Source organism: Reticulibacter mediterranei (assembly GCF_016587455.1).
In genome coordinates this window covers 490595-503085 of the sequence record NZ_BNJK01000002.1, presented here as the reverse complement: position 1 = coordinate 503085, position 12491 = coordinate 490595, and the positions used below count along the sequence as shown (strand labels likewise).

Annotated in this window: 13 protein-coding genes; 7 read left to right on the top strand and 6 right to left on the bottom strand. The window is 54.4% G+C overall.

Annotation, left to right across the window (positions count from 1 at the left end; translation table 11 throughout):
- Positions 1–58 precede the first annotated feature (58 nt).
- The 3 genes from K3T83_RS40465 to K3T83_RS40455 form a co-directional block, all read right to left on the bottom strand.
- Positions 59–1846 (bottom strand): ATP-binding cassette domain-containing protein, encoded by a 1788-nt coding sequence (locus K3T83_RS40465; protein ID WP_220208827.1) that lies wholly within the window; start codon positions 1844–1846, stop codon positions 59–61.
- Complete coding sequence (locus K3T83_RS40460; RefSeq protein WP_220208826.1) at positions 1846–3600, bottom strand: ABC transporter ATP-binding protein; 1755 nt, start codon at positions 3598–3600, stop codon at positions 1846–1848. Before K3T83_RS40460 ends, K3T83_RS40465 begins: the two co-directional genes overlap by 1 nt.
- A 434-nt stretch (positions 3601–4034) precedes the next feature.
- A complete protein-coding gene (locus K3T83_RS40455) occupies positions 4035–4634 on the bottom strand; it encodes a PadR family transcriptional regulator (RefSeq protein WP_220208825.1) in 600 nt (199 codons plus the stop codon).
- 182 nt (positions 4635–4816) lie between these two features.
- Here K3T83_RS40455 and K3T83_RS40450 point away from each other — a divergent pair, with 182 nt between their 5' ends.
- Positions 4817–6076, top strand: a complete 1260-nt coding sequence (locus K3T83_RS40450) for an MFS transporter (RefSeq protein ID WP_220208824.1) — start codon at positions 4817–4819, stop codon at positions 6074–6076.
- Between the two features lie 20 nt (positions 6077–6096).
- Here K3T83_RS40450 and K3T83_RS40445 read toward each other — a convergent pair whose 3' ends face one another.
- Positions 6097–6588, bottom strand: coding sequence for a DinB family protein (locus K3T83_RS40445; RefSeq protein WP_220208823.1), 492 nt, complete (start codon positions 6586–6588; stop codon positions 6097–6099).
- Between the two features lie 331 nt (positions 6589–6919).
- Here K3T83_RS40445 and K3T83_RS40440 point away from each other — a divergent pair, with 331 nt between their 5' ends.
- A complete protein-coding gene (locus tag K3T83_RS40440) occupies positions 6920–7381 on the top strand; it encodes a MarR family winged helix-turn-helix transcriptional regulator (protein WP_220208822.1) in 462 nt (153 codons plus the stop codon).
- 57 nt (positions 7382–7438) lie between these two features.
- On the top strand, positions 7439–8275 hold the full coding sequence (locus K3T83_RS40435; protein WP_220208821.1) for an N-acyl homoserine lactonase family protein: 837 nt from the start codon (positions 7439–7441) through the stop codon (positions 8273–8275).
- A 90-nt stretch (positions 8276–8365) separates the two neighbouring features.
- Here the strand turns inward: K3T83_RS40435 and K3T83_RS40430 are convergent, their stop codons facing one another.
- Both K3T83_RS40430 and K3T83_RS40425 read right to left on the bottom strand, forming a co-directional pair.
- Entirely contained in the window at positions 8366–9046 is a 681-nt protein-coding gene (locus tag K3T83_RS40430) for a peroxiredoxin-like family protein (RefSeq protein ID WP_220208820.1), read from the bottom strand.
- 105 nt (positions 9047–9151) lie between these two features.
- Positions 9152–9856 carry a class I SAM-dependent methyltransferase gene (locus tag K3T83_RS40425; protein WP_220208819.1) on the bottom strand — a complete coding sequence of 235 codons (705 nt, stop codon included), beginning with the start codon at positions 9854–9856 and terminating at the stop codon, positions 9152–9154.
- 214 nt (positions 9857–10070) lie between these two features.
- Between K3T83_RS40425 and K3T83_RS40420 the strand changes: the two genes are divergently transcribed.
- The 4 genes from K3T83_RS40420 to K3T83_RS40405 all read left to right on the top strand — a co-directional run bounded on the left by K3T83_RS40420 (position 10071) and on the right by K3T83_RS40405 (position 12320).
- Entirely contained in the window at positions 10071–10784 is a 714-nt protein-coding gene (locus tag K3T83_RS40420) for a winged helix-turn-helix transcriptional regulator (RefSeq protein ID WP_220208818.1), read from the top strand.
- Positions 10785–10841: 57 nt separating this feature from the next.
- On the top strand, positions 10842–11120 hold the full coding sequence (locus K3T83_RS40415) for a helix-turn-helix domain-containing protein (RefSeq protein WP_220208817.1): 279 nt from the start codon (positions 10842–10844) through the stop codon (positions 11118–11120).
- 48 nt (positions 11121–11168) lie between these two features.
- Positions 11169–11690 (top strand): peptide deformylase, encoded by a 522-nt coding sequence (def, locus tag K3T83_RS40410; RefSeq protein ID WP_220208816.1) that lies wholly within the window; start codon positions 11169–11171, stop codon positions 11688–11690.
- A gap of 171 nt (positions 11691–11861) precedes the next feature.
- Positions 11862–12320 carry a DUF6790 family protein gene (locus K3T83_RS40405; protein ID WP_220208815.1) on the top strand — a complete coding sequence of 153 codons (459 nt, stop codon included), beginning with the start codon at positions 11862–11864 and terminating at the stop codon, positions 12318–12320.
- Positions 12321–12491: the final 171 nt, after the last annotated feature.

Sequence of the window (12491 nt, the reverse complement as noted above, 5' to 3'; positions counted from 1 at the left end):
GGAAACCCAACATCCTCTGTTCCCTCACCATTTCCCCTTCAATTGCCGGATGCACCAATTATCCGTTGTTGTAATCGCCACGCCACAATCGCCGCATCTCTTCGCTCGTCTCCAATAGTTCATCCAGCGGCCCTTCGGCGTCGATTTTGCCATCTTTGAGGAGGATGATATGGTCGGCCCGTTGGAGCGCGGCCCGGCGGTGCGTCACGACAAGGCAGGTGGCCTCTTTGCGTGCGAAAACTCGTTCCCAGAGGGCAAGCTCCGTCTCGACATCCAGCGCGCTTGATAGATCGTCGAAGACCAGCAGTTCGGGATCACGCACAAACATGCGCGCCGCCGCCGTTCGCTGCACCTGTCCACCCGAAAGGCGAATTCCTCTCGGACCAATCACCGTCTCCATCCCGGTTGGCATCGCCTGCACATCCTCCTCCATGACTGCCGCATGCAGCGCTCTGGGCAGATCGACACGCCGTTCGGAGAGCCCCAGCAGGACGTTGTTGGTAAGCGTATCACTGAACAGGCGCGGAATCTGAGCAGTATATGCGCTGTAAGGTGGCTTGAAGAAGCTGGCCGGATCGCTGACCTGCTGCTCGTTCCAGTAGATCTCGCCAGCATCTTTTTGCAACAGGCCCAGCAATGTACGCAATAGCGTCGTCTTGCCCGAACCGATGCGCCCCGTGATGACCGTGAAGGTGCCGCGCTTGATATGCAGATCGATATCGCTGATCCCGTTCTCCGTCCCTGGATGGCGATAGGTCAGCCCACGCACCCGCAGCTCTTCCAGACGATGGGCAGGCGTCTTTTCACTATAGGGCAGTTTCGGCAGCTCCCCACGCTCATAAACTGGCGCATGCGTCATCAACACCTCAGGCGCTTCGTCCGGGACAAGCTCGATCATGCGTTCAATCGAGACTTCCTGGTTTTTGTAGTCGGCGATAAACGATCCCCACACCTGGGGAATGCTGGTCGTGAACCAGAGGTAGTAGATGAAGAGCGCGAAATCTCCTATAGTAAATGTTTTATTCGCCATTGCCTGACCAGCCATCAGCAGAATTACGCCGATACCGAATGTGACGGCGTAGTCGCTGATGGAAGAGATCAGGTCGCCAAAAACCTTCGCCTGCACCACCGCCTTGCGCCGCACATTGTTGAGTATATGCAGATGCCCAATAACTTCATGCTCCGCGTTGGCGATCTTGACGGCCTGGACTGAGGCGAAAAGCTCGCCCAGAAATCCGCTGACGTTGCCGGTTGCATCCCGGTCAGCGTACCAGTAATGGTGGATGCGCCCCCAGGCGAAGCGCGACGCCGCCATTGTAATCGCCACTGGCAGGAAGATCACCAGCGTGATCGTGAGGTTGATGCGTGCCATAATGACAATTGCGATTAACGCGGCCAGGCTTTGCCCGATCAGGTCGCCGAGCCAGGTTGGGAAATCGCTGGTCTCATCAACATCGTCCTGGAAACGATTGATCGTGTCGCCCACCGGGACGGGAAACGGTTTGGCACCAGGCCGCCGCAGGATACTGGCGAACAGGTTAAAACGAACCAGCCCGCCAGCGGTGTAGAGAAAGGTCCAGTAGTTCCAGATCTCGCCGAACGAGATGGCGTAGCGTACCAGCTCGGTCGAGATATAGAGCGCGAGCAGCCCCCACAGGCCAAAGCTTGCCGGTGCCGCGCCCGTCACCGTATCGAAGATGCTTTTCTCGATCAGGCCCGGCACGACCTGAAGGATGCAAAACGCGACATGTAGCGAGCAGTACAGCGCCAGCGTCCAGGGGCGATACTTGATCAGATTGATGTTAAAGGGCAGAACGTTGATGGTGCGCTCTGGTGATTGTGCCATTAAGCCAGTACCTCCTCTAGCCCGGTCTGAAGCAGGTGGTAGAAACGCGAATTGGGATCGCTCGCCAGCGCAACTCGTGCGCCATACTCAACAATGCGTCCGTCTTCCAGGATCATAATCTCATCAGCACGTTGCACCGTTTGTAAGCGATGCGCAATGACAATGCCTGTGCGCTGTTGGAGCAAACGGTCGACGGCCTGCTCTAAGAGATGTTCGGTGGCAGGATCAAGGCGCGACGAGGCTTCATCCAGCACGACCAGCCCCGGATTTTTCAGGAAGACGCGCGCGAAGGCCAGCAATTGCGCCTCGCCTGCCGAAAGCGATTGTCCACCAGCCGCCAGACGTGTATCGAGTCCCTCTGGCAGTTGTTCGACCCATTGCCAGAGATCCAGTTCTTTCAACACCTGTTCGATATGGGCATCGCTGACCTGTTGCTTGAAGAAGGTCAGGTTGTCGCGCACGCTAGCCTGAAAGAGCTGCACATCTTGCGTCACCATGCCGACCTGCTCGCGGAGATCGCTCAGCGCCATCTCGCGGATATCAACATCGTTCAGACGGATAGATCCCGCGCCCGGATCATAAAGCCGGAACAGGAGCCGGGCGAGCGTTGTTTTGCCGCTGCCCGTGCGCCCCAGCAGACCCAGCACCTTGCCGGGTTGCAATTGAAAGTTGATGCCTTCCAGCACATTCTCCTGCTGATCGTAACTGAAAGAGACCCGGTCAAACGTGATTGTAACACCGCTCTCGCTTACTCGGGTTGGCACGGCGCGGTTGCCATCACGAATTTGCGGTTGCAGGCTCAGCAATACCTCCACACGTTCGATGCTGGCTGAGGCCTGCTGAAGATCCTGCATCTGTTTTCTGATCGTTTCAAGTGGATTGGCAAGCATCCCGATATAAAACACCAACAGATAGGCCGTACCAATGCTGACCTGATGCAGGCTATAGAGGTAGGCTCCCACTCCCAGTCCGGCAGAATACGCGGTTGCATACAGGAAGTTGATGCTAAAAGACGTGGAATTGCTCACGAATTTGGCAAAGCGCGTGCTTTCAAGCAGCCGACGCATCAATAGAAACAGGCGATTGATGACATACTGCTCGGCTCCGGCTGCACGGATATCCTCTGTACCGGAGATGTGTTCCTCCAGGAAACCGTAAAAGTCAGCCGTCGCTGTACGCTGCGAAGCCCAGCGCTTCACGGCAACCTGCTGGATGGCACGCAACAGGAAGAAGGCCGCGATGCAATAGAGCGCGAAGCCAGCACCAATGCGCCAATCCTCGCGCCCCAGTAGCACCAGGATGCCCAGGATCAGCAAGCTGTTGCCAGTCACGTTGACCGTAAATTGAGAGAAAAAATTCGCCAGGGCCGTCACATCAGCATCGATGCGCTCGATCAGCTCGCCGGGCGTATGCGTCTTGTGGAACGGCATATCCAGTCGCAAACAGTGCAGCGTGAGATCCTCGCGGAGAGCGTTGGTGGCGCGCCAGCCGAGGCTTTCCGCGACAAAGACCGAGAGAAAAGCGATAATGCGTTGCGAGACTGCCAGCGCAAGAAAGATCCCGGCAGCTAGCAGCAGCGTTGAGAGCGGGCTACCAGCCTGGGTTGCATCAATAAAAGCACGAATCACCTGTGGATTAACCAGTTGCAGTCCGATGCTGACGATGAGCAGGATTGCAAGCAGAATAACACGCCCCCATAGTGGTTTGAGGTATGTTACCAGTAAACGACGGTGAGATCGAAACTGAGCCGACATAAATGTCAATGTTTCCTTTCGCGGATAAGCATACTAGAGATGCTTTTGAGAGAAAATGGGCAGAGTATGCCGAAAGATGCACAGAAAAGCCTGTGATCCTGTGTGTGGGAAATGGTGGTGCGGGAGACAAAGCGCCGTGTGAAGAACGGCAGGCGAAAGGAGCCACTTTGCGGCTAAGTGGGCCGAGGAGACAAAGACCAGCCATAGACAGAGTAATCTATGGTGTGCTGAGAAAAGGTCGTACAAAAAAGCATAGCGGGAAGCTATTCCGAGAGACGACCGATGCTTTTAATAAGCGTGGGTTAAGATGCGGCTCACTTAGTTATGCAACACCATTGCAGTGTTTCTTGACATAGTGAACAAACCTCCAAAAATGTTACTGTAGAATCATCATAACATGGAAGTGAGCAAAATGCAAGTCCTGTTTGACGAGATCATTCGGAGGAACGACCTTCGCTCTCTTGCTTTTCGAGAAAGGTGAGCGCCTCACGGAGCCAGTCAAGATACATCTCCTCGAATCGTTGTTCAAACTGAACTACCAGCCCCAGATAGCTATTATCTTTGGAGAAGTAGCCCTCGGCAGGACGTCCGGAGAGAGGATCGCCATGCGTTCGCACTTCCACCTGTACTTCTGCAAGCCGCTGCTCATGCTCGGCAATTGCATTGCGGAAGTTGGTTGTCAGCGCGCCGGGAGGAGCGAGGTAGCCGAACATCGTTCTGAGAAAGAGTTCGTCGCGCAACTGTGGTTTTTCTAGTGGCTGCGTTTGCCATGTTGCCAGTGCTTCTCGACCGGCCTGAGTGATGGTGTAGCGTTTGCGGGCGGGGCGCGGCGACGAGGCTTCCATCTCCATCTCGACCCATCCCAGCTTATGCAAGCGGTTCAGCTCGTGATAAATCTGGCTATAGACGGCACCGAAGAAGGGGATCAGCGCGTGATCGAAGCCACGCTTGAGATCATAGCCAGAACTCGGCCCCCATTTCTCAAGGAAGGCTAAGACAGCGTATGTAATCGGGTAGGTAGAGCGCTCCTCCATAAAGGCGGCTCCTTTCCAAGCATCAATGTTTGCCAGATCTGGCGCGTTCTCATTCTAACACACGCGAATGTACTTGACAATTATATTTTGCCAGGTTATATTCTGCTAAGATATATTCTTTAACGATATATAAATCTGATTGCTTTCATCAAAAAGATAGGTTTAAAGGATGGAACTGTCTTATGAAATCCGCTAATGTTACGATTGCTCATGATCCATATCGCGCCCTGCGTTTTCGCGATTTTCGCCTGCTCTTTATCAGCACATTTGTTGCCACGCTTGGCGAACAGATGCTCGCCATCTCTATTGGCTGGGAGCTATATGACCGCACCGGTTCGGCGCTGGCTCTGGGAGGCGTTGGACTGGCCCAGATATTCCCGGTCATGCTCCTCACGCTACCGGCGGGCTATGTTGCCGACCGCTTTAATCGCAAACGGATTCTCCTCTTTACTCAACTCATGCTGGCTATCTGCTCGCTTGGTCTGATGGTGCTATCCACCTTACATAGCTCGTTTATGCTCAGTTATGTATGTCTCTTCGTCATGGGTTGTGCGATGGCTTTTGTGAGCCCGGCCAGTTCTGCTCTCATGGCGCAAACGGTGCCAGAGCAGATATTCGAGAATGCAGCCACCTGGAGTAGCAGTTCGTGGCAACTGGCCGAAGTTGTCGGTCCCGCGCTGGCTGGCTTTCTCATCGCCATCTTTCACGGTGCCGCGCTGATCTATGGACTCAATGCCATCTGTGCGCTTATTTTTCTGTCGCTATTGCTATTTTTGCGAGTCAAACAGCAAGAAATCGAGGTGCGAGAGCAAAAGACGTGGAGCGCTCTGGGTGAGGGCGTCGCTTTTCTGCGGCAGGCCCAGGTATTGCTGGCGGCTATCACGCTTGACCTGTTCGCCGTGTTGCTGGGTGGGGCCATTACACTATTGCCAATTTTCGCGAAAGATGTGTTGCATACCGGCCCGATTGGCCTGGGCTGGTTGCGCGTCGCACCTTCTCTCGGCGCTATCAGCGTTGCGGCGGTCCTAGCTCATCGGCCTCCATTTAAGCGCGCGGGTCCGACGTTGTTGATAGCCGTTGCGGGCTTTGGTTTGGCAACCATCGTCTTTGGCCTCTCGCACTCGCTCTGGCTTTCTTTGTTGGCGCTCCTGCTGCTGGGAGGCTTCGATACGGTCAGCGTAGTGATTCGCAGCACGCTGTTGCTGACCCGGACGCCTGAGAGGATGCGTGGGCGTATCTCCGCGATCAATTCGCTCTTTATCAGCGCCTCTGGTCAGCTAGGCGGCTTCGAGTCGGGAGTGATTGCGCAGTTGTTCGGTCCTATAGTTTCTGTTGTCAGCGGAGGTATAGGCACAATTCTTGTGGTGCTGCTTGTTTGTCTGCTCTGGCCTGAAATACGTCACCTGAGATCGCTTGAGAGCAGTTCGCCATCAGATCGCTAGTGGAAGTACGTCGCCCAGGCTCACATCTGCATTGTTTGCCCAATCTGTTCGATTTGCTTGATATGTGGCCGCTCATGAACAACCAGCCGCTCCACATAGGATAGCACGGTCGGTTCGAGAACCTTTCCTACCGTCGAAACTCGCGCCGAGCGTTCCCAGGCATCAATCGGCAGCGGGGAGAGGACAGCCAGGAGTGCGGCACGCTGCGTCGTAAAGGCGAGCAACGAGGGGCGGAATTCCTGTTCAGGATAATCTGTTCGCTTGATCCAGGTGCGTGGACTGATCGCCCGCCATGCTGGTTGATCCTCTTTGATGATCCTCATGATACAGTTACCCCAAACATCGGCACATGCACGCAGATGGGCGAGTACCTCGTTAGCGGACCACTCATCGGAGGTAGGTCTTATCTGCAATACCTCTGCTGAGAGATCGGCAGTAAGCACAGCGATGCGCGTTGGCGTTTCTGCAAGCTGGGTCAGTGCCCGCTCAATCGTGGGTGATGTACTGGACATGTGACGTGCTCCTTCCTACTTCTTTTATCACACAACGAGGTGTCCACTACCCACTGAGAAATGCGTATAGGATATGATTAACGTGTCTTCACTATATCATACCTCACGCTCTTTGCCGCTAGAAAAAATCATGCTCTCTATGAAGAAGATATAGAGAGGGAAAAACCGGTTATTCTGTTTTCTCTCTTTTTCCGATTGATAAATTTTTACAAACTTTGCCGTCAAAAAAGCCTTGACAAGAGCGCCATTTTTCGGGTATATTAATGACACGTCATCGATGACATATCATTGATGTTGTGTCACCAATCATAGAGAAGAGAGCGTTGTTGTAATGGATCGTAATGATGAGCTTCGTTATCTTATTCTGGCGGCCCAGCGCGAGGGGAGCCGGCTATTCGCGGAACAGGTGCGGCCCCTGGGGTTGACGCCCTCTCAGGCCGAAGTGCTTGCAGTGCTGTATGAGGAGCAGCCATTGTCATTGATCGAGCTGGGGGCAAGGATGGTATGTGAGACTGGTAGTCCGAGCAGATTGGTCGATGGGCTGGTCAAAGCCGAGCTGGTGGAACGCATCCCTTCGCAGACAGATCAGCGCAAGGTGACTCTGACGCTCACGGAGCGCGGAACAGCTCTCTATCGGGAGGTGGCAGCAGTTGAGCAGCAATTTGGAGCCTTGATTGGTGCCTGGGGTGAGCAGGCCGACCTTGAAGGAATGATGAAGGCGCTCTGGCAATTTGTGGGCGACAAACCTGCTGGTAAGGCGCTGGCCCGTCGCTTAAAGCGTGATCGTGAGTAACATAGTGTATAGAAATACTATCGTGAACCATCGATAAAAACGAAGGAGAGAGGACCAATGAAAATTCATGCAATACAGACCGGTACAGTTATCGTCAAACAGCGCCAGATGCAGGGCAAGGGACATGGCACACAACGCCTGCTCAACACGATGTTCGACAAAGAGTGGTCGGAACCTTTGCCGATCTATGCCTGGGTAATCGAGCATCCAGAGGGCGTGCTTGTCGTAGATACTGGTGAGACGGCGCGAACTGCTGAACCGGGCTATTTCCCCTGGTGGCACCCCTATTATCATCTCGCCGTGCGCGTGCAGGTCGCTCCTGAAGATGAGATCGGGCCGCAACTGCGCGCGCTAGGGATCGGGCCTGAAGATGTACGGTGGGTCGTTCTGACGCACATGCATACCGATCATGCGGGCGGGCTGCCTCATTTTCCCAAATCTGAAATCCTGGTGACGCGGAGCGAGTATGAGGCGGCAAAAGGGATAAAAGGGCAGGCGAGAGGTTATCTCCCTCAACACTGGCCCTTGTGGTTTCGGCCAACACTGCTCACATTCGAGCCTGTTCCGTTTGGCCCCTTCTCTGCCAGCCATACATTAACGAAAGCGGGCGATATAACGCTCATCTCGACGGCAGGACATGCACCCGGCCACATGTCAGTTATTCTACAGGAAGGAGAACAGAGCATCTTTTTCGCGGGTGATCCATCATATAACCAGCGCTTGATGCTTGCCGAAGCACTCGATGGAGTTGCTGCCGATGAGCAGGCAGCCAGAGCGACCTTGCGCGCTATCCACACCTTTGTTCAGCAAACACCAACGGTCTACCTTCCCTCGCATGATCCCGACTCTGCGCGGCGGCTAAGCGAGCGAGAAACAGTTGCTCAGGGAGAGTGATCCTCCACCGTGTGCGGAAAATCCGAATTGTGCGGGAGCGATAAATTATACCCGTACAATTTGTTTTGATCTAATTATTGTGATTGTTGGTTAAAGCTCTTGTAGCCGGGCAATAATCAGAGAGGGGTCGAGACGATGTGTGAAGTTAGGATCGACAAAGGCCAGGCGTACGGTTCCTGATTGGTCGATGAGAAATGTTCCTGGCATTGGTAGCTCCCAGCTCTCGTCGCCGTTGAAGGCGGGCAGGTTTGTGCCCATCTGCCGATGAACTGCCCGCACTGCTTCATCGAGACTGAAGACCAGGCCGAATTTGCGCGATACCTGATTGCCGACATCGCTCAGCACTGCGAACGTTAGCTCGTTCTTTTCCTGCATCGTGAGGCTGTTGTCCGGCGTCTGTGGCGAGATTGCTACCAGCGAGGCTCCCAAAGCCTGCAATTGTGGCAACGCTTGCTGGTAGGCGCGCAATGTCAGATTGCAATAGGGACACCATGCTCCCCGATAGAAGGTGACGATCACTGGCCCTTGCTTGAGCAGTTCTGAGAGCTTTACCGCATTACCTGCGGTATCTGGTAGCGAGCCTGGTAGTGTAAAGTCGGGAGCCTGTTCTCCTTCTTTGAGCGCCTGCTCGCTGGCACCAGCCTGCACAAGTTGCAGAATCGGGCTGGTCAATTGCTGGAATATTTCTGCGGGTATACGATCCGCAGCACGCGCCACAAGTTCATCGAGTTGCCGTTGGAGTGGAGTATTTGTCGGGATATTTGAGGTCATCCATGTTGCTCTTTCTAGTAATAAACCGTAGTGATAATCATCATATCATCTCTTGTTTCGTCATTGCACGATCATTGGTGCAATGACGAAACAAGAGACGTTACATCAGCTTTTGCGTGCTTCGACAAAGCCCGCTCCAGGGATACCTGGAAGATGGGGAAGGGGTATGTCGCCGGTTTCTATATGCGAGAAGCCTGTCTCTTGCACCAGGACAGAGAGATCTTGCAAGCCCATTTCGCCCGCGCCAAATTTTTTAGATTGGTTTGATTGGATAGATTGGCTTGTTTCGTGCTCCGGGCGCTTGAAATCAGCGATGACCAGCCGACCGCCTGGTTTCAGCACACGTAAGATTTCGGCGAGGCCCTGGCGTTTCAGATCGTCGGGCAGGTGGTGCATCATCATGGTGCTTGTCACGGCATCGAAAGACGCGTCGGCGAAGGCGAGTTGCTCAATGACGCCGATCTGGAAATCGATGGCACGGTTCGGTCCCGTTACTTTGGAGCGTGCGCGAGCAATCTGTTGCGGTCCCGGATCGATGCCACACACGCGACCTGTTGCCCCGACGCGCTCTTTCGCCATGATCGCCAGCGTGCCGGTGCCGCACCCAACATCCAGCACGGCATCCCCGCTGTGAAGCTGGGCCAGCTCGATTGTTTTTGCCCTGAGATGCTTCAATCTGCCTCGAAACAAAAGAGCATCAGAAAACCAGACCATCAGATCGTAGCGCCAGCCCCAGTTCATAATTAGCCCACGCGTCTTCCCAGCCGTCAGTTCTCCCGACTCGTGGTGATGATGTGCGAATGAATGCATACCTGTACTCCTTTCAGAATGGTAGTTGTAGATCGTATCGAACGCGAACGATTTTCTCAGATTGTCGTCCAAAACCGTACCCCACCGGGAGGGTTAAACGTATATGTAACAGTCTGTTCTCGTTGCTACAATGAATGTACCCGAGAGATGGGGCAGATACAAGTACGCAATTTTATTTGACAAAAACAGCGGTTCTATGAATGGAGGAGATCGTATGCCCCGTGTGAAGAAATACGATGCCTGCCCGCTCGGTGGGGTGGGCGTTAGCGGCAGAGGGAAGTCCTGGATCTGGTATAACCTGCTCAGCGGCAGTAAACGCTTTGGCGAGCTGCAACGTCTGCTTCCCGAAACCAGTCGGCAGATGCTCACCATCCAATTGCGCGAACTAGAGCAGAGCGGTGTGCTGCATCGGCGGGTGTATGCGCAGCGCTCTCCAAAAGTTGAGTATGTCCTCACCGAGCCTGCACGCACTATAGAGCCGTTATTGCGACAAATGCACGAGTGGAGCGCGTGGTATCGAGCCGAGACCGGGATGGAGTTTGATTGGTCGCTGAGTATGGGAGGTCGTTGGCGCTTCTGGGTCTGGTATCTCCTGCTCAGCGGCAACAAGCGCTTCTGCGACCTGCAACGACTGCTGCCCCGGGCCAGTCGTCAGATGCTTTCGATTCAATTGCGAGCGTTAGAGCAGATGGGCGTGCTGCGGCGCGTAGCTGCCAGCAAAAGCGCACCAAAGGGCGAATATGCGCTCACTGAATTGGGACAACAGGTGGGGCCGCTGATGAGACAGATGTATGCGTGGGGTCGCTGGTGGTGCGAGCAGACGGGCATCGATTTTGAATGGCCGGTCAGCGATGTGGTAGAAAGGGAGCGCATCGTATTGACATGCCGCAACACTTCTGGTAATGTTATTGAGAGTGTTCGTGTGTAGCAGCATCGTCACAATCAGCGATGCTGGCAAAAAGAGGTTCTCTGGGAGGGAACAACCATGCCCGTCTCCTGTCATCTGCGCATCTTGCTTGCCCGGCTCAATGTCGAACGCGCCAAACAGGGTCAGCCTGCCGTGAGCCTGCGCGCCCTGGCTGAAGAGAGCGGCGTCTCGCTCAGCGTTCTGGTGGCTTTGCATACCGGACGCAACCAGCGCGTCGATTATTCCACGCTCGACCGGCTCCTTTCCTACTTTAGCCGCTTCCTGCCGGTCACGATGAACGATCTGCTTGTCTGGGAGCCGACAGCCGGAGAAGAGACGCCGATAGCGATGGCCTGACCGTCGCCAGGAACGAGCAATCATTATTGAAAATCAGGGGTGAAAGCTATGACCGTACGAGAAATCATCATGATCGGAGATCCGATCCTCCGGCAGAAAGCGAAAAAGATTCACCGCTTCGAGCCATCGTTGGTGAAACTGGTCAACGATATGTTTGAAACGCTGCATGATGCCGAAGGAATCGGGCTAGCCGCGCCACAAATCGCGCAACTGATACGTTTATTTGTTATAGAATGTGACGACAGGAAGACCGGCAAACATCATAAGGTGGCGATGGCAAACCCGGAGATTGTGAAGATGGAGGGCGAACAGATCGGCGTCGATGGCTGCCTGAGCATTCCCGGGTATTATGGCGTCAACGTTCGTCGGGCGAACAGGGTGGTTGTCAAGGGGCAGGATGTGCGTGGCAAACCGATGAAGATCGAGGCCGAGGGGCTGTTTGCCTGGGCACTTCAGCACGAGATCGATCATCTCGATGGCATTCTCTATATCGACCGCCTCGATAGCCCGGAAGACTTTCGCAAGGTGCGTCCCGAAGATGTCGGCGAGGAACTCGGCGCACTCGGATAGCATCCATCTGATCCCTCGCATTGAATACAGCAGCGACTATGGTGTATTTCTCCATGCGGATATTGATAATTATACCGATTTCGTTTATACTTGTCAGGAACAAAAAAATTTGCTGTTGAACTAGTAAATATTCGCAATAAAAAGAAGATTTCTGCGCGAAGGATAAAACATATGTTGATGCTGGTATTCTGGCTGATTGCCCTGGCAAGGATGGCTGTGGAAATGCTGCTCTGGCACCTTCCCTGGCTGGATGCACTGATAGAGTCGTTGCTGGTGGTGCAGGTCGGTCTCGCCGGTCTGTATGCCTTTGTCGGACATTATTGCGTCTCCGGGAGGCTGGCTGGCTCGCTCGGCTCGTTCACAGGCGGCACTTTCCACAGGGAGCCAGGGATTGCGCCTCTGGCCTTTGGCGTGCTGGGCATCCTCTGTTTCTGGCTGCACGGGAGCTTCTGGCTGGCGACGGGTATTGGCGCTATCGTCTTCTGGTGCGGCGCGGCCATTGTTCGTCTGAAAGAGGTGAGGAAACATAGCGCTATTCGCTTCAACAATATCGGTACTGTCGTGCTTATGGATATCGGCATGTCTGTACTGCTTTTCGGTCTGCTGGGAGCGTATCTGGCAAGGGGATGAGGGAAAATGGAGCCTTTCTGTTGGGAAATAATGGGTGTTTCCGAGAGATCAAGGGGAGAGGAGAAGGTCACCCACGTAGCGACAAAGGGAGGTGAGGCGCGGATGCGGTAGCCTTGCGCTTGTCGCTGGGGGACAGGAGCGATGAAACGGCCTGGGGAGCGCGACAAGCGC